Consider the following 16,636-nt stretch of genomic DNA (forward strand, 5'->3'; position numbering starts at 1 on the left):
CTTAACCTAATTTAGCCAGTTCTTCTTTAATGAATGCTGCAAGCTCCTGCACGTAAGCAGGGCTGAAGTCGAACCTGATCCCCGCTGTCTTATAGATCTCACCTATTGGCTTGCTGTAGCCCAAAGATAAGGCTGCAAGGTATTGTTTCAGCGCATCCTGCGGATTTTCTTTATAGTTCTTCCATATGGCGATCGCACCAAGCTGGGCAATGGCATATTCGATATAGTAAAAGGGTACTTCGAACAGATGCAGCTGTTTTTGCCATAGGTTGCCCATTTGCTGTTCCAGCCCGTCCCAGTGTGTAAAGCCTGCACCGAACCTGCTGTAGATTTGCTTGAACGCTTCTTCCCTGTCGGCCGCATTGTGCTCCGGATTGGTGTATATCCAGTGCTGGAACTGATCGATAACAGCTACCCACGGCAGGGTCTTGAGGACATCGGTGAGTTGTTCCTTTTTTGCGCGCAGCAAGTCATCCTCGTTGTCGAAATAGATATTCCAGTTGCCCATGGAGATTAGTTCCATACTCATGGAAGCGAGTTCGGCTACTTCGGACGGGCAGTGCTTGAAGTCATTCAGCTCAAGCCCGGCCGTAAGAAAGGTATGCACGGCATGCCCCCCTTCATGGACCATCGTGGTCAGGTCACGCAGCGAATTGGCAGAGTTCATGAAGATAAACGGAGCTCCGGTTTCTGCTAACGGATAGTTATAACCTCCCGGGGCCTTTCCTTTGCGGCTCTCTACATCGAAAAGCTTATTGGCTTTCATGATAGATAACATATGCCCAAGTTTCGGGTCGATCTGATTAAAACAGGCAATACTTTTGTCAATCAGCTCTTCTCCGTTTCTGAAAGGCTTGAGGGCCGGTTTTCCGGTGGTGCTGACTTCCATATCCCAGGGCCTGAGATTGGGTATGCCTAGTGCCGAGGCTCTTTTTTCGGCCTGTTCGCTCAGCAGAGGTACAATATGTTTTTCAATAGCCTCATGGAACTGGTAACAGTCTTGTGGCGTATAGTCAAATCTGCCCAATGCCTGGAACATATAATCCCGGTAGTTCTCGAAGCCTGCATTGAGGGCAACCTGATGGCGCATGGCAACGAGCTCATCAAAAAGAAGATTAAGGTTATCTTTGTCAACCAGCCTGCGCTGCTGTATGGTTTCCCAGGCGTTCTGCCTTACTGCCCGGTCGGTGTCCCTGAGGAAATTGGACGCCTGTTCCAGCGTATATTCCTGATCTTTGATGATTACACTCATGGCGCCGGTGGTGGCCTGGTATTTTTGTTGCGCGACCTGTAGTTTGGTCAGCAGTTCAACGTTCTCATCCCTGTAGATCTCTATGGCCTTACGGATGCCTCTGATATAGACGAAGTATTTTTCCTGGTCAAGCGCGTCTATATAGGGATTATCGTTGAACTTCTTGTTCAGCTGATTGTTGATTGGAGAGACCTTAGGTTCGATCTCTGTAGCAAAATATTGAAAGTCCTGTACCAGTTTTTCATTCGCGGTATCGCAACTCATCCGGATATACCTCCAGGCAAAGTCTTCTTCGAGGGCTGCCTCAAGTTCGCTTTTGTCCTTCAGCCAGTTTTCAAGTGCTTGTACGCTATTGATTTCCCTTGATAACAGCTCATCGAGTATGGGCTTAATGTTATCCCATTTGATTTCCAGTTCCTGTGGAATATAATTGCGTTTTTTGGGAGGTATGGTCAGGTCTATCATTATCTGAAATATTATAGGTTGAAGTTTGTACGTAAAAAGGTGTCAAGGAGGAAGCAAGCCGCAAAAATTACTGAGGCATAGCCATTGGTGGTAGCAAAGGCACGGTCTACCCTGCTGATATCTTCAGGTTTGACCAGCAAGTGCTGGTAGACAAGCATTGCGCAAAAGAAAACGACGCCCGCATAGTAGGCGTAGCTGAGCTGGGTAAGGAATACAGGAGCGATGACACATAGGGCCGCGCCGGTATGGAGCAGTTCGGAAAGTCTTAGTGCATTGCGGGTCCCGAGTGCTGCGGGAATGGAATGTAGTTTCTCCCGGCGGTCAAAATCCTGGTCCTGAAGTGCATAGATGATGTCGAAGCCACTTACCCAGAAGAGTACGGCAAAAGAATACAATACAGGCACAATGCTAAAGGCTCCGGTTACGGCAATATAGGCACCGACCGGAGCGAGCCCAAGCCCAAGTCCAAGCACAAGATGGCAAAGGGCGGTAAACCTTTTGGTATAACTGTAAACCAGTACTATAAACAATGCCACTGGCGAAAGGTAAAAGCACAAGGGGTTGATGAACCAAGTGGTGGTGACGAAGAGCAGGCAGTTGATGATCACAAAAATGAGCGCTTCACTGGCAGAGACCCTGCCCGATGGAATGTCACGTGTTTTTGTCCTCGGATTTTTTGCATCTATCTTGCGGTCAAGATAGCGGTTAAAAGCCATTGCGGAATTTCGCGCAAATACCATGCATAGGATCACCAGAACAAACAAACTCCAGCTAAAAGGAGACGTATTGTCAGCGAGTCCAAGGAAAAAGCCGATCATGGCAAAAGGCAGGGCAAAAACGGAATGCGCAAATAATACGAGTGAAAAGTATTTCTTCATTGGTCTTGCGGTTGCGTTGTTTTTTGGAGGACTGGCATGACAAAATCATGGTTGGTCTGACTGATGAAGTCCAGGACCTGATCCTTTCCCTGGCCACTTTCAGCGGACGTTACAAAGGCCGGCGGAACTTCTTCAAACCATTGCTGCAGCGCTTTCCTGAACAGGGAAACGTTTTTACTGGTTTTGGTAGCCGATTGTTTGTCTGATTTGGTAAAAATGAGGACAAACGGGATCTGTATCTCACCCAGCCAGTAACAGAAGTCCAGGTCAATCTGCTGAGGTTCAAGCCGGCTGTCGATAAGCACCATGATGCATTGCAGGCTTTCCCTTTTTTGTATGTAATTGCGGATAAATTTTTCCCATTTTTCACGGCTGCTTTTGGAAACCTTTGCATAACCATAACCAGGAAGATCAACGATATACCATTCGTTATTAACCAGGAAATGGTTGATCAGTTGTGTTTTGCCTGGTTTCTGGGAGGTTTTGGCAAGTCCGTGCTGGTTGACCAGTTTGTTGATCAATGAAGATTTACCCACATTTGATCTCCCAATAAAAGCGTATTCGGGCATCACGGGGGGGGGCAGCGCAGAAACTTTGGTATTGCTGCAGACGAAGGCCGCTGATTTTATAATCATCTGACAAAGGTAGAAAATTAGTTTTCAACAATACTTATCTTTGCGGTATCCATGAACGAAAACATTACACCTTATCAATCTGCTACCACTTCTAAAAAGGAGCAGGTTGCGGAGATGTTCAACAATATTTCCGGCACCTATGATTTTCTGAACCATTTTATGTCAATGGGCATTGATATTATCTGGAGAAAGAAGGCGGTCGGTGAGCTGAAGCAATTGAAACCTGCCCTGATCCTCGATGTAGCCACCGGTACAGGTGACTTTGCTTTTGAGGCGATAAGGATACTGAAGCCTGAAAAGGTGATCGGCGTAGATATTTCGGAGGGAATGCTGGAGGTCGCCAGGAAGAAGATCACCGAACGACGTCTGGAACCGATTTTTTCTGTGCAGGCAGGGGATTCAGAGGGACTACATTTTCCGGATAATACCTTTGACGCGATAACCGTGGCTTTTGGCGTGAGAAATTTTGAAAATCTGGAAAAGGGACTGAGGGATATGCACCGTGTTCTGAAGCCGGGAGGCAAACTGGTGGTACTCGAATTCTCGAAGCCAAGAAGGTTTCCGGTAAAGCAGGCTTATCATTTTTACTTTAAATATGTAACTCCGATCCTGGGCAAATGGTTCTCCAGAGACAGCAGGGCTTATACTTATCTTCCTGAGTCTGTGGCTGCTTTTCCTGACGGGTCTGATTTTCTCGGAGTAATGAAGAGGGCAGGCTTTAAAAATACTACAGAAAAACGTTTAACGTTTGGAATAAGTGCAATTTATACCGGTACCAAATGAACATAAGACCAGGACTGATTCTTGTTTTTTTGCTTTGCTGCTCACGCGCAGGTGCACAAAACTGGGGTGGTGGCGTGGATGAAACGGATTTGCATTTCGGGTTCACTTTCCAGTATTTGTCTTCTGAATATAAGGTATTGAAAAACAAGGACTGGGCGGAGCCCTATACCATAGATATAGATGGACAGGACAGGATACCTTCCCGGATGAGGTCGATTGCGGCCATACCCTCTGCAGGGTTTGGTATTGGCTTTGTTTCCAATAAACGGATCAACGAAAACGCCGATGTAAGATTTACACCTACGCTTGTCTTCAGCGATCGTATCCTGAGGTATACCTATGAGGAACCGGAGGATAATACCGATAAGAAGGTCCAGGCAACGCTGGTGGAATTTCCACTGGGGGTCAAATTGAAGTCGGACCGCAGAAACAACTTCAGGGCTTATATGCTTGGAGGTGCAAAGTATTCCGTTGATATTTCTTCCAGAAAGAAAACAAATAATGCGCTGATCACTGATCCGATGGAGAAGTTTGTGAACAATAAGCGAAGTTATTTGTCTTATGAGGCAGGTTTTGGATTTGACTTGTATTTTGAATATTTCAAGATGTCCCCTGAACTGAAATTGTCTTATTCGCTGAAGGATGTATTGAGGCATGAGCCTAACCGTTATGCTTCACCCATTGACAAACTGATGTTACGACAGATCACCTTTAGTTTGTTTTTTGAATAAATGTGCTGAAAAAGCATAGTTTTGTTAAATAAAGCTGTTTGGATAATGTCAAAAATCGCATTGATTACCGGCGCTACTTCGGGCATAGGGAAAGCTTGTGCTGATTTATTTGCCGCCCAGGGCTATGATCTTGTGCTGCTTGCGAGGCGTGCAGCGCTGCTGGAGGTTATTTCTTCCGCGTTACGGGAAACACATCATGTCAACGTAAAGTGCCTGGAAGTTGATGTACGGGACCAGGAAGAGCTGGCCTACAGGCTGGATACTTTACCTGCTCAGTGGAAGAAGGTAAATGTACTGATCAATAATGCCGGGCTGAGCCTGGGTCTGGATCCGATTGACAAAGGGAACATTATGGATTGGGACACGATGATCGATACCAATATCAAGGGCTTACTTTATGTTACCAGGCTTGTATCGCCATGGATGGTGGCAGAAAAGACCGGGCATATTGTGAACATCGGGTCAATTGCAGGCCAGGAGGTGTATCCTAACGGTAATGTATATTGTGCGACAAAGCACGCGGTTGACGCACTGAGCCAGGGTATGCGGATTGACTTGCTGCCACACGGGATAAGGGTGACCTCGGTTAACCCGGGTATGGTGGAGACAGAATTTTCAATGGTGAGGTTTAAGGGGGATGAGGGGCGGGCCAGGAAGGTTTACGATGGGCTTGAACCATTGGCTGCCAATGATATTGCGGAGGCGATCTGGTTTGCGGTGAGCCGGCCTGCCCATGTAAATATTAACGATATGCTGATCATGCCGACTGCACAGGCTACGGCTACGGTCATTAACAGAAAGTAGATAATATGATTGCAAATACGATAGACCAGGAGATAAAAGCGGCCATGCTGGCCAGAGATCAGGTAAAACTCAGAGGGCTGAGGGCAATAAAGGCGGCGATATTGCTGGCCAGGACTGAGAAGGGACCGTCTGAGGACATTACGGAAGAAACGGAACTGAAGATACTTCAAAAATTAATCAAGCAGCGAAAAGAATCTGCTGATATCTACCGCTCGCAGGGCAGGGAAGACCTGAGTCACATCGAAGAAGAGGAAGTCGTGGTGATCAGCACCTATCTTCCTGCTCAGCTGGACCGCGATGCCGTGGAGAAAATCGTAACGGGACTAATTACTGCTTCAGGCGCAAGTTCTGTAAAGGACATGGGAAAAGTGATGGCACTGGCCAATAAGGAACTTGCGGGGAAAGCAGAAGGGAAGCTGATCGCTGAGGTAGTAAAGGCCCTTCTGGCATAAAAATGATTTCAAATTACATTAAATTAATTTAAGTCAGCTAACTTAGCATCGAGACGTTATAATCTGATATATGAAATACGAAGTGATAGACGAGAGCGGGTTTAAGTATATTGAAGCTGGAAAAGGTGAAACCCTGGTATTACTTCATGGTTTAATGGGGGAACTGAGCAACTGGGAACCGGTGATCGACGAGTTTAAGGACCGCTATCATATTCTCGTTCCGATCTTGCCGATCTATGAATTGCCGATACTCACACTTGGGGTAAAGAGTCTTTCAAAATATATATACAGATTTATCAGGCATAAGAAGTTAGGACAGGTTGTACTCATTGGAAATTCACTGGGCGGACATGTCGGACTCGTGTTCACTACTACACACCAGGAACACGTAAAGGCATTGGTACTTACGGGAAGCTCAGGGCTTTATGAGAACGCATTCGGTGGCTCTTTCCCAAGAAGGGAGAGCTATGACTATGTGCGTGAAAAGGTAGCATTTACCTTTTATGACCCTGCTATCGCGACGAAGGAACTGGTAGACGAAGTCTTTAAAACAATAAATGAGCGCTCCCGTGTGATCAGGATACTTGCGCTTGCGAAATCTGCGATCCGCCACAATATGGCAAAGGAACTTTCCAGGATCACGATTCCGGTGTCTTTGATATGGGGCCGGCAGGATAAGATTACACCACCGGATGTTGCAGAAGAGTTTCACGAACTGTTGCCCAATTCTGAACTGAACTGGGTTGATCTTTGCGGTCACGCGCCGATGATGGAACGGCCTCATGAATTTAATGTTTACCTTGATAAATTTTTAAACAGAATACTGCTCAAGTAAATGCTGGCTTCCCAAATGATATCTGATGCCATCCCGCCGCTGAAGACTTCGGATTCGGTAAGGAAGTCCCTGGAAAGGATGACGGAGTTTAAGTTGTCCCATATGCCGGTGGTCAACGCGTCTAAATTTCTGGGACTTATGAAGGAAGATGATCTGATTGAGGTAAGGGATGGTGACCTGCCGGTCGGGAGCTTGTCCCTGTCTATTCTGAATCCCTTTGTATATGAAGATACACATATATATGATGTGATCAGGTTATTTAACCAGCTTCGGTTGTCCGTTGTACCGGTACTGGATGTCAACAGGAATTATCTCGGTCTGATCTCGGTGAACAATCTTACTGAATACATATCGGAATTGTTTGCGGTAAAGGAACCTGGCGGTATATTGGTACTGGAGATCAGCAACCGGAATAATTCTCTTGCGCATATGGCTCAGATCGTAGAGGCAGACGGCGCACAGATATTGTCTTCTTATGTGCAGTCATTTCCGGATTCGACCAGGCTGGAGGTCACACTGAAAATAAACAAAACTGATCTGTCCGGTATTGTCGCTGCTTTCGAGCGGTATAGCTACGAGGTAAAAGCAGCTTTCAATAGTACCATTTCCGATAACGGAACGGAAGACAGGTATAATTCACTGATGAATTATTTAAATGTATAAGGTATCTGATGCCGGCTGATGTCATGAAAATTGCTGTTTACGGAAGGGAATTTAACGATAGTGTGCTGCCCTATGTCCAGGAGGTGTTTGATGTGCTGTATGAATCTGGTGCAGAGGCCGTTGTTTATTCCAAGTATTTCGATTTTATCTGCGGAAGGAATGTGAAGCTAAATACATCGGTCGGTACATTTGAGGGCAATCTGGATTTGTTGAACGGAGTCGATGTGCTGTTAAGTCTGGGTGGTGACGGTACATTGCTGGATACACTTTCACTGATCCGGGACTCGGGAATACCTGTTATCGGGATTAATTTTGGCCGTATGGGGTTCCTTGCCAGTATCAACAAAGAGGAAATACGCAAAGCGATCACTGCCTTACGTTATAAAGAATTTACAATTGATCAGAGGACGCTTTTAAGCCTGGAATCAAAGCATGGGCTATTTGAGGACGAGAATTTCGCACTGAACGACATTACCATTCATAAACGCGACAACTCGGCAATGATGATTATCCATGCTTATATGAACGACGAGTTTGTCAATTCCTATTGGGCAGACGGGTTGATCATTGCGACGCCCACCGGCTCTACTGCATATTCGCTGAGTTGCGGTGGTCCGATCATTTACCCGGGTGCCCAGAACCTGGTAATCACACCTATTGCGGCCCACAACCTGAACGTGCGGCCCCTGGTAGTGCCTGACGATGTGTCGCTTGTCTTTGAGATCGAAGCCAGAAGTGCGAAGTTTCTGGTGTCCTGTGATTCAAGGACCGAGATCGTTGACAGATCTGTAAAGATCATCCTGAAAAAAGCTGCTTTTTATGTGAACCTTGTGCGGCTGAATAATGAAAGCTATTTAACTACGTTAAGGAAGAAGTTACTTTGGGGCATTGACTCCAGGAATTATTAAGTATGCGGTATATTTTACGGGGTTTCTTGAGTTTTTTGTTTGTGCTGACAGGGAGTATGCTTCGGGCGCAGACAATGGAACTCGGATTAAGTGCCGGCGGAGCGGGCTATATCGGTGACCTTAACCAGGACAGGCTGTTTAAGTTAAGCGGGATCTCTGCAGGCGCATACGTGAAAATGAACTTTGATCCTTACTGGGCGCTCGGGCTTCACTACACTTATGGCAAGATCAGGGCCAACGATGCAGATTCCGATAATGAACAGTTCAGGAACAGGAATCTGAATTTCAGGACACCCTTGAACGAAATAAGCCTACAGGTAGACTTTAACTTTTTTGAATATTTTGCCGGCGGCGGGCGCAGGATATTTTCCCCGTATATCTTCACCGGTATCGGGGCAACATTGTTTAACCCTTCTGCCACCTATAATGGCACAGACTATAAGTTGAGGCACTACCTGACAGAAGGGCAAGGGGCGCCCTACAAGAATTATACATTTGCAGTACCGTATGGTGCCGGGGTAAAGGTAAGATTAAAGGAAAACTGGGGCATGTTTGCACAGGCCGGGTACAGGACTTCCTATTCAGACTACCTGGATGATGTCAGGGGGCGGTACCCCAATGAATCTAAGTGGCCTGAAAATGACTCCCCTGAATTGAGAGCAACAAGACGGATGCTTTCCGATCCTTCCGGAAATCCATACCGCCCTGAATTACAGCGGGGCGATTTGAGAAAAAGAGATACTTATATGTTTGTAGGTATTGGCATATCTTATACCTTTGTGTCCCAAAAATGTTATACATTTTAGGCATATTTGCGCGGAATTAATGGGATTTAGAGAACAATTAGATATCACGAGGTTACCCCAGCACATCGCTGTGATCATGGATGGTAATGGCAGGTGGGCCAAAAACCAGGGAAAGATCAGACATTTCGGGCATGAAAGCGGAGTCTTGTCCGTGAAGGACATTGTAGAAGGCTGTGCGGATATCGGTGTCAAATACCTGACGGTTTATGCCTTTTCTACGGAAAACTGGAACAGACCTGTCGAGGAAGTGAATGCACTGATGGAACTGTTGATCTCTACCATTAACCAGGAAACGGCTACCCTGACTAAAAATAATGTCCGACTAAATGCAATTGGAGATATTTCATCCCTTCCCGAGCAGTGCATCCATGACCTGGGGGAGGCGATGAGAAAGACGGCAGACAACACCCGTTGTACACTGACACTCGCTTTGAGCTACAGCGCAAAGTGGGAACTGGTAACCGCTGCAAAAAAACTGGCGGCCCAGGTTGCCGAAGGAAAGCTTAATATCGAGGATATTGATGAACATAGCTTTTCCGCCCAGCTGACGACCCACGATATGCCGGAACCTGAACTGATGATCAGGACCAGTGGTGAGCACAGGATCAGTAACTTTTTACTTTGGCAAATGGCTTACACGGAATTCTATTTTACGGATACCCTCTGGCCGGACTTCAGAAGAGAGGATCTTTTTGAGGCAATCGTGGACTTCCAGAAACGGGAAAGACGCTTCGGTAAAACTAGTGAGCAACTGAACTAATTTTACTTTTAACACTTTTTAACATGTGTTTAAATTAACTTAGCATCGATTTTTTAGATTTAAATGAAAAGAATATACCAATTTATATTTCTGTTGATGATGGGATTGCCGGCGACGGCGCAGATTAGCAGGCCGCAGGTAAACCCGGTGCAGCCTTCCCTCAAGGTAAACGGACTGGACTTAGATTATTTCAATCCCAAGGAATATATTATTGGTGGTACCACACTGAGTGGCTCTAAGTTTCTTGAAAAAGATGTGATCATTACCCTTTCCAAACTCATTAAAGGTGAACGTATTGTTTTGCCGGGGGAAGGCACGGCAAATGCAATCAAAAACCTTTGGGCACAGGGGCTGTTCGATGATGTGCAACTGGATATCGAGAAGATCGTTGAGGATACTGTCTACTTTGACATCAGTGTAGTGGAACGTCCGAGGCTTGCATCTTTTGATCTGCATGGGGTCAGCAAGTCGCAGAAGACAGATATTCTCGAAAAGCTGAATGAGAAAAGCGGAAAATCGATCATTAATGATAACCTCTACAATTCTACAAGCACTACGATCAAAAAATATCTGCTCCAGAAAGGGTTTTTCTTTACTTCGGTGAACTTTAAGACGAGGCCGGATTCGACGATTGATAATGGAATGGTACTGGAGGTATATGTAGATAAGGGCCGTAAAGTCAAAATCTACGAGATCAACTTTACGGGTAATCAGGATTTCTCTGCCTCAAAGCTGAGGAAATTTCTCAGTAAGACAAAGCAACAGGCATTCTATAAAATATTTGGCTCGGGAAAGTTTAGCAAAGAAAAATATGAGGAAGATAAGCAGAAACTGATCGCTAAGATGAAGGACCGTGGTTATATGGATGCAGCCATCCTGAAGGACACTGTCTACCAGTATAATGAGAAATCTGTAGGTATAAAGATTGATTTGTTCGAAGGACCTAAATATTACTTTGGTAACATAACCTGGGCCGGAAACGCAAAATATACTACTGAGTACCTGGAAAAGGTACTTGGCATTGAAAAAGGCGAGGTATTCAGTGAGGAGAAACTGGAGAAGAAACTACGGGGCAGTGCCAACAGCGACGATGTTTCCAGTGTCTACCTGAATGATGGTTATCTGACATTTAACGTAGAGCCTGTACAGAGCCGGATACAGGGAGATACCGTTGATATTGAAATGCGTATTTATGAGGGCCCTCAGTATACCAATAACAGGATAACCGTAAAAGGCAATACAATTACCAATGACAGGGTAGTGCTTCGTGAAGTGCGTACGAAACCAGGCGAGAAGTTCTCTAAAGACCTGCTGATCCGTACGGTGCGTGAAATCGGACAGCTGGGTAATTTTGATGAGTCTAAGACTGTACCGACACCAAGACCGAATCCGGCAGATGGTACTGTAGATATCGAATATACGGTAGAAGAAAAGCCTTCTGATCAGGTTGAGCTGTCTGGCGGCTTTGGCGGCGGTAATATCATTGGTACTTTAGGTTTGACTTTTAATAACTTCTCTTTACGGAACCTGTTTAATCTGGATGCTTACAAACCCCTTCCGAAAGGAGATGGCCAAAAACTGAGCCTGAGGGGTCAGACCAATGGTAAGTATTATCAGTCTTACAGCTTTTCGTTCTCTGAGCCCTGGCTGGGCGGGAAGAAGCCGATCAGCTTTGGCGTCAGTGCATTTACTTCCCTGCAGTCAAACGGCGCTGCGAGAACAGCCTCAAATTTTCAGAAGATCCGTTTGAACGGTGTGACTGTCAGTCTTGGAAGAAGGCTTAATTTTCCGGATAACTATTTTCAGTTAAGCCATTCGATCAATATTCAGCAATATATACTGAACAATTATCCTGGCTATCTTTTCAGTACAGGTACCTCTTATAACTTTAACCTGACACAGGAACTGACACGTGACTCCAGAAACTCGCCGATTTTTCCAACGGAAGGTTCTATATTCAGGTTTACCATACAGGCTACACCACCATATTCGTTACTAAATAATATCAACTACGCAACAGCATCAGATAAACAACGTTATAAGTTTACGGAGTATCACAAATGGAAGTTTGAGACGCAATGGTTCCAGAAACTGGCGGGTAAGTTTGTAGTAAAGGCGCAGGCGCAGTTCGGATTCCTTGGATCGTACAATCAGGCCGTTGGGCAGTCTCCGTTTGAGCGTTTTAAACTCGGCGGTGACGGTATGCAGGGATTTGACTTCTTACAGGGTTCTGAATTGATCGCAATGCGTGGTTATGCAAATAATTCGGTAATCCCTGTCGGTGCGAATGAGAATGTTGCAAGGAATTCAGGCAGCCCGATATTCACCAAATATGTGATGGAGTTAAGGTACCCGGTTATTGCCAGCCAGCAGGCAACTGCCTTTCTGGTAGGTTTTGCGGAAGGTGGAAATACCTGGAATCGATTTAACGACTTTAATCCTTTCAATATCAGAAGGTCTGTCGGTTTGGGAGCAAAGATATTTTTACCGATATTCGGAATGCTTGGCATTGATTATGGATATGGATTTGATAAGATCCCAGGTATCCCGGATGCAAATAAAGGCCAGTTCCACTTTAGTATCGCTCAGCAGCTTGGAGGATTTAATTAATTTGAGAAAATCAGGATGAAAAAATATATAATCGCATTTATCGTTTTGCTCTTATCCGGAACAGTAGCGTCTGCCCAGAAATTTGCTTATGTAGATACAGAATATATCCTCAAGCATTTACCAGAGTATAAGTCTTCATTGAACCAGCTGAATGTATTGTCCGAACAGTGGCAGAAGCAGGTTGACAATAATTTTACGGAAATTGACAAGATGTACAAGGCGTATCAGGCAGATCAGGTATTGCTGACTGAGGACATGCGCAAGCGAAGGGAAAACGAGATTATCGAAAAGGAGAAGCAGGCGAAGGATTTTCAGCGGAGGATATTCGGACCGGACGGGGAGTTGTTTCAAAGCAGGACCAAACTGCTGAGCCCGATTCAGGATAAGGTCAGCAAGGCTGTTGCTGAAGTGGCCAAGGTAAAATTGCTGGACTTTATCTTTGACAAGAGCAGTGAGGCTACCATGATGATCTACGCCAGTACATCTTATGATATCAGTAATGATGTAATTACAAGGCTTGGTTACAAGCCGGGGTCGATAGTAAAATAGGACACACAAAGGGATAATTTAAAAACAATTAAGAAAAATAGAAATGAGAAAGTTAATGAACGCTTTTTTTGTAGCTGCGGGTTTGATTTGTGCTGCAAATATTGCCAATGCTCAACAGAAGATCGCACACTTGAACTCTGCAGATATTATCCAGGCTATGCCTGAGGTAAAAACTGCTCAGGAGACGCTGGAAACCTTCAGGAAGACTAAGACTGCCGACATTGATAAAATGATCAATGAGTATCAGACTAAATATAAGGCTGCACAGGACAAAGAAAAAACATTGAGCGAGGCCAATAAGGAAGCGGTGACCAAAGAACTTCAGACCATGGGCAATGACTTGCAGGATCTTCAGAAACGTATCGAAGATGCAAGAACTAAAGCTCAGCAGGAAATGGAGCAGAAAAATGCAGAATTGTTCAATCCGATCCAGGTTAAAGCTGATGGTGCGATCAAGGCAGTATCTAAGGAGAAAGGATATGCTTATGTATTCGATACAGCAAACCCTGCCCTGGTCTACTTTGATGGGGGAGAAGACATTACTCCGTTAGTAAAGGCTAAGCTGGGTATCAGTGCTACTGCGCCGGCTGCAACTGCGGCACCTAAAGCGGCTCCTAAGAAATAATTGGAATTTAAAGTTTAAATTGCAGGCCCAACGAATTAGTTGGGCTTTTTTTATGGAGAACAGGCACTCAATCGGTATTTTCGACTCTGGATACGGTGGACTGACGATATTTAAGTCTATAATCGGGAAGCTTCCGGAGTACAATTATATTTATCTGGGAGACAATGCCCGTACACCTTACGGTGACCATTCTTTTGAGACGGTTTACAGGTATACACTGGAATGTGTGGAGTGGCTTTTTTCTCAGGGATGCCCCCTGGTGATACTGGCATGTAATACGGCCTCCGCAAAGGCGTTGAGATCTATTCAGCAAAATGTCCTGCCTTATAAGTATCCCGGCCGCAGGGTTTTAGGCGTAATCCGCCCGACTGCTGAGGTCATCGGAAATTATACAGATTCAAAGACAGTGGGTGTGCTGGGCACAAGGGGTACAGTTAAGTCTGCATCTTACCTGATGGAAATTTCTAAGTTTTATCCCGAAATCCGCGTCCTGCAACAGAGTTGTCCTATGTGGGTGCCGCTGGTGGAAAACAATGAGCATCTTGGGCCCGGCGCAGACTATTTCGTTGAAAAATATATTGGCAGAATCCTGGAGGCCGATGACCGGATCGACTGCCTGCTCCTTGCCTGCACACATTATCCGTTGCTGATCCCCAAAATCAGAAAAATACTGCCTGAAAACATCCGTTTGATGGCACAGGGGGAGATCGTTGCGGACAGTCTTGGTGATTATCTGAACAGACATCCGGAAATTGAACAAATAATTGCGAAGGAGGGTATACGGAAGTTTTTTACTTCTGGTGATACGGAAAATTTTGACCGCCATACCTCTGTTTTCTTTGGCGAGCATGTGGCTTCTGAACCGATGTCTGTGGGCTAGGGTCAGGTTTATAATCTGAAAATAAGATTCTATTTCTTTCTAGGTTCTCATTATTATTAAAGGTAAATTTGCGGCTCAAATTAAACACCTAATGAGTGACTCCATAAAACACGAGTGCGGTATTGCCTTTATCCGCCTTTTAAAACCGCTCTCATACTACCAGGAAAAATACGGAACAGCACTTTACGGACTTAATAAGCTCTATCTTTTGATGGAAAAACAGCATAACCGCGGCCAGGACGGGGCGGGTATTGCCACTATCAAGCTTGATGTGAAGCCCGGGCACCGCTATATCAGCAGGTACAGGTCTATGGCACAAAATGCTGTTGCAGACATTTTCGGGTATGTTCAGAACAAGTTTGTGGATATTCAGAACGAACGACCTGAGCTGATGCAGGATACGGAATGGTTAAAGGCTAATGTAAGTTTTATTGGCGAAGTACTTTTGGGACACCTGCGTTATGGTACTCATGGTAAGAACAGTATTGAGAATTGCCATCCTTTCCTCCGCCAGAACAACTGGATGACCAGGAACCTGGTTATTGCAGGGAACTTTAACATGACCAATGTAGATGAACTGCTGAGGCAACTTTATGAGCTGGGCCAGCATCCTAAAGAGCAGGCAGATACCGTAACCGTACTGGAAAAGATCGGTCACTTCCTCGATGACGAAAACCAGGATTTGTTTGATGAATATAAAAAAGAAGGGTTGACCAATGTAGAGATCACCCAGAAGATTTCTGCTAATCTTGATATTGCCAAGATATTAAGACGTTCTGCTAAAAACTGGGATGGCGGATATGCGATCTCCGGTATTGTGGGCAATGGTGACGCCTTTGTGTTAAGAGATCCGTCGGGTATTCGTCCAGCTTACTATTATTGTGATGATGAAATTGTAGTAGCGGCGTCCGAACGTCCGGCAATACAAACAGCTTTCAATATTGCATTCAGGGATGTAAAGGAGATCCAGCCGGGGCATGCACTGATCGTTAAGAAAAATGGGGTCGTTTCGCAGGAGATTTTCCGTGAGCCTCAGGAGAAGCGGGCCTGTTCCTTTGAAAGGATCTATTTTTCAAGAGGAAGTGATGCAGAGATCTACAGAGAACGGAAGCATTTGGGTGCGCTGCTGTGTAAGCAGATTCTTGATGCAGTTCACTCTGATCTTAAGAATACTGTTTTCTCTTTTATTCCCAATACTGCGGAAGTTTCTTTTTACGGCTTGGTAGAAGGACTCCATGCTTACATCAGAGGCGTACAGAAGGATACTTTGCTTCACCGTAAGGATGTGCTTACCGATGAGCAAATGGACGAGTTGCTGTCCATGACGCCCAGGGTTGAGAAACTAGCCATCAAGGATGTCAAGCTGAGGACATTTATTACCCAGGACGCGGACAGACAGGATATGGTTGCCCACGTATATGATACTACTTACGGAGTGATCAAGAACCATACAGATACGCTGGTGGCTATAGATGATTCCATCGTGAGAGGTACAACACTAAAACAAAGCATCATTAAAATTATTGATCGCCTGCACCCTAAGAAAATTATCATAGTATCTTCGGCACCTCAGATCAGGTATCCTGACTGCTACGGCATCGATATGTCTAAAATGGGCCAGTTTGTTGCCTTTGAGGCAGCTGTGCAGCTATTGAAGCAAAGGGGTATGGAACAAGTGATCGAGGATGTCTATCAAAAATGTAAAGAGTCCCTGAAATTGCCGAAGGAAGAGATCGTTAACCATGTAAAGGAGATCTATAAACCGTTTACTGAAGAGGAGATCTCTGCTCAGATCACCAAGATCATTACTCCTGAAAATATTGAGGCAGAAGTGCAGGTCATTTATCAAACGTTGGACAATCTTCATGTTGCCTGTCCGAACCATAGCGGAGACTGGTATTTCTCCGGTGATTATCCGACCCCCGGAGGTAACAAGGTCGTCAATAAGGCTTTTGTAAACTGGAAGGAAGGAAATAATCAGAGGGCTTATTAAAGCCCTT

The 16,636-nt window shown here is 45.2% G+C and carries 17 protein-coding genes; 14 read left to right on the forward strand and 3 right to left on the reverse strand.

The annotated features are described in order from the left end of the window. Window position 1: 1 nt before the first annotated feature. The 3 genes from P2W84_RS10135 to yihA are packed head-to-tail and all read right to left on the reverse strand — an operon-like array spanning window position 2 to window position 3,230. Window positions 2-1,717: a M3 family oligoendopeptidase gene (locus tag P2W84_RS10135; RefSeq protein ID WP_276089998.1), complete on the reverse strand. Its 1,716-nt coding sequence runs from the start codon at window positions 1,715-1,717 to the stop codon at window positions 2-4. An 11-nt stretch (window positions 1,718-1,728) separates the two neighbouring features. After that, on the reverse strand, window positions 1,729-2,595 hold the full coding sequence (locus P2W84_RS10140; protein ID WP_276089999.1) for a UbiA-like polyprenyltransferase: 867 nt from the start codon (window positions 2,593-2,595) through the stop codon (window positions 1,729-1,731). Further along, the gene (gene yihA, locus P2W84_RS10145; protein WP_276090000.1) at window positions 2,592-3,230 is read right to left on the reverse strand and encodes a ribosome biogenesis GTP-binding protein YihA/YsxC; all 639 of its coding nucleotides are present in this window, start codon (window positions 3,228-3,230) and stop codon (window positions 2,592-2,594) included. The genes P2W84_RS10140 and yihA overlap by 4 nt, the downstream gene beginning before the upstream one ends. 51 nt (window positions 3,231-3,281) lie before the next feature. On the opposite strand from yihA, the gene ubiE reads away from it, so the two are divergent. The 14 genes from ubiE to P2W84_RS10215 all read left to right on the forward strand — a co-directional run bounded on the left by ubiE (window position 3,282) and on the right by P2W84_RS10215 (window position 16,629). Continuing rightward, complete coding sequence (gene ubiE, locus P2W84_RS10150; protein WP_276090001.1) at window positions 3,282-4,013, forward strand: bifunctional demethylmenaquinone methyltransferase/2-methoxy-6-polyprenyl-1,4-benzoquinol methylase UbiE; 732 nt, start codon at window positions 3,282-3,284, stop codon at window positions 4,011-4,013. After that, window positions 4,010-4,744 carry an outer membrane beta-barrel protein gene (locus tag P2W84_RS10155; RefSeq protein ID WP_276090002.1) on the forward strand — a complete coding sequence of 245 codons (735 nt, stop codon included), beginning with the start codon at window positions 4,010-4,012 and terminating at the stop codon, window positions 4,742-4,744. Before ubiE ends, P2W84_RS10155 begins: the two co-directional genes overlap by 4 nt. Before the next feature lie 45 nt (window positions 4,745-4,789). Beyond that, window positions 4,790-5,548, forward strand: coding sequence for an SDR family NAD(P)-dependent oxidoreductase (locus P2W84_RS10160; RefSeq protein WP_276090003.1), 759 nt, complete (start codon window positions 4,790-4,792; stop codon window positions 5,546-5,548). 5 nt (window positions 5,549-5,553) lie between these two features. After that, window positions 5,554-6,000, forward strand: coding sequence for a GatB/YqeY domain-containing protein (locus P2W84_RS10165; protein ID WP_276090004.1), 447 nt, complete (start codon window positions 5,554-5,556; stop codon window positions 5,998-6,000). A gap of 70 nt (window positions 6,001-6,070) precedes the next feature. After that, the gene (locus tag P2W84_RS10170) at window positions 6,071-6,835 is read left to right on the forward strand and encodes an alpha/beta hydrolase (protein WP_276090005.1); all 765 of its coding nucleotides are present in this window, start codon (window positions 6,071-6,073) and stop codon (window positions 6,833-6,835) included. After that, entirely contained in the window at window positions 6,836-7,498 is a 663-nt protein-coding gene (locus tag P2W84_RS10175; RefSeq protein WP_276090006.1) for a CBS domain-containing protein, read from the forward strand. It abuts the gene before it with no gap. A gap of 23 nt (window positions 7,499-7,521) precedes the next feature. Then, window positions 7,522-8,406 carry an NAD kinase gene (locus tag P2W84_RS10180; RefSeq protein WP_276090086.1) on the forward strand — a complete coding sequence of 295 codons (885 nt, stop codon included), beginning with the start codon at window positions 7,522-7,524 and terminating at the stop codon, window positions 8,404-8,406. Between the two features lie 2 nt (window positions 8,407-8,408). Beyond that, window positions 8,409-9,212 (forward strand): DUF6089 family protein, encoded by an 804-nt coding sequence (locus P2W84_RS10185; RefSeq protein WP_276090007.1) that lies wholly within the window; start codon window positions 8,409-8,411, stop codon window positions 9,210-9,212. 19 nt (window positions 9,213-9,231) lie between these two features. Then, on the forward strand, window positions 9,232-9,972 hold the full coding sequence (locus P2W84_RS10190) for an isoprenyl transferase (RefSeq protein ID WP_276090008.1): 741 nt from the start codon (window positions 9,232-9,234) through the stop codon (window positions 9,970-9,972). A gap of 63 nt (window positions 9,973-10,035) precedes the next feature. Continuing rightward, window positions 10,036-12,582, forward strand: coding sequence for an outer membrane protein assembly factor BamA (gene bamA / locus P2W84_RS10195; RefSeq protein ID WP_276090009.1), 2,547 nt, complete (start codon window positions 10,036-10,038; stop codon window positions 12,580-12,582). Between the two features lie 15 nt (window positions 12,583-12,597). Continuing rightward, window positions 12,598-13,131 carry an OmpH family outer membrane protein gene (locus tag P2W84_RS10200; RefSeq protein ID WP_276090010.1) on the forward strand — a complete coding sequence of 178 codons (534 nt, stop codon included), beginning with the start codon at window positions 12,598-12,600 and terminating at the stop codon, window positions 13,129-13,131. Window positions 13,132-13,174: 43 nt separating this feature from the next. Continuing rightward, a complete protein-coding gene (locus P2W84_RS10205) occupies window positions 13,175-13,756 on the forward strand; it encodes an OmpH family outer membrane protein (protein ID WP_276090011.1) in 582 nt (193 codons plus the stop codon). 52 nt (window positions 13,757-13,808) lie between these two features. Then, window positions 13,809-14,636 carry a glutamate racemase gene (gene murI, locus P2W84_RS10210; RefSeq protein ID WP_276090012.1) on the forward strand — a complete coding sequence of 276 codons (828 nt, stop codon included), beginning with the start codon at window positions 13,809-13,811 and terminating at the stop codon, window positions 14,634-14,636. 91 nt (window positions 14,637-14,727) lie between these two features. Continuing rightward, on the forward strand, window positions 14,728-16,629 hold the full coding sequence (locus P2W84_RS10215) for a class II glutamine amidotransferase (protein ID WP_276090013.1): 1,902 nt from the start codon (window positions 14,728-14,730) through the stop codon (window positions 16,627-16,629). Window positions 16,630-16,636 lie beyond the last annotated feature (7 nt).

This window comes from Pedobacter sp. JY14-1, assembly GCF_029269825.1.
Classification (GTDB): domain Bacteria; phylum Bacteroidota; class Bacteroidia; order Sphingobacteriales; family Sphingobacteriaceae; genus Pedobacter.

What these genes read in the sequence shown, in the direction of transcription:
- P2W84_RS10135 (WP_276089998.1), bottom strand. Translation starts at nt 1,717, where the DNA reads ATGATAGACCTGACCATACCTCCCAAAAAACGCAATTATATTCCACAG.
- P2W84_RS10140 (WP_276089999.1), bottom strand. Translation starts at nt 2,595, where the DNA reads ATGAAGAAATACTTTTCACTCGTATTATTTGCGCATTCCGTTTTTGCC.
- yihA (WP_276090000.1), bottom strand. Translation starts at nt 3,230, where the DNA reads ATGATTATAAAATCAGCGGCCTTCGTCTGCAGCAATACCAAAGTTTCT.
- ubiE (WP_276090001.1), top strand. Translation starts at nt 3,282, where the DNA reads ATGAACGAAAACATTACACCTTATCAATCTGCTACCACTTCTAAAAAG.
- P2W84_RS10155 (WP_276090002.1), top strand. Translation starts at nt 4,010, where the DNA reads ATGAACATAAGACCAGGACTGATTCTTGTTTTTTTGCTTTGCTGCTCA.
- P2W84_RS10160 (WP_276090003.1), top strand. Translation starts at nt 4,790, where the DNA reads ATGTCAAAAATCGCATTGATTACCGGCGCTACTTCGGGCATAGGGAAA.
- P2W84_RS10165 (WP_276090004.1), top strand. Translation starts at nt 5,554, where the DNA reads ATGATTGCAAATACGATAGACCAGGAGATAAAAGCGGCCATGCTGGCC.
- P2W84_RS10170 (WP_276090005.1), top strand. Translation starts at nt 6,071, where the DNA reads ATGAAATACGAAGTGATAGACGAGAGCGGGTTTAAGTATATTGAAGCT.
- P2W84_RS10175 (WP_276090006.1), top strand. Translation starts at nt 6,836, where the DNA reads ATGCTGGCTTCCCAAATGATATCTGATGCCATCCCGCCGCTGAAGACT.
- P2W84_RS10180 (WP_276090086.1), top strand. Translation starts at nt 7,522, where the DNA reads ATGAAAATTGCTGTTTACGGAAGGGAATTTAACGATAGTGTGCTGCCC.
- P2W84_RS10185 (WP_276090007.1), top strand. Translation starts at nt 8,409, where the DNA reads ATGCGGTATATTTTACGGGGTTTCTTGAGTTTTTTGTTTGTGCTGACA.
- P2W84_RS10190 (WP_276090008.1), top strand. Translation starts at nt 9,232, where the DNA reads ATGGGATTTAGAGAACAATTAGATATCACGAGGTTACCCCAGCACATC.
- bamA (WP_276090009.1), top strand. Translation starts at nt 10,036, where the DNA reads ATGAAAAGAATATACCAATTTATATTTCTGTTGATGATGGGATTGCCG.
- P2W84_RS10200 (WP_276090010.1), top strand. Translation starts at nt 12,598, where the DNA reads ATGAAAAAATATATAATCGCATTTATCGTTTTGCTCTTATCCGGAACA.
- P2W84_RS10205 (WP_276090011.1), top strand. Translation starts at nt 13,175, where the DNA reads ATGAGAAAGTTAATGAACGCTTTTTTTGTAGCTGCGGGTTTGATTTGT.
- murI (WP_276090012.1), top strand. Translation starts at nt 13,809, where the DNA reads ATGGAGAACAGGCACTCAATCGGTATTTTCGACTCTGGATACGGTGGA.
- P2W84_RS10215 (WP_276090013.1), top strand. Translation starts at nt 14,728, where the DNA reads ATGAGTGACTCCATAAAACACGAGTGCGGTATTGCCTTTATCCGCCTT.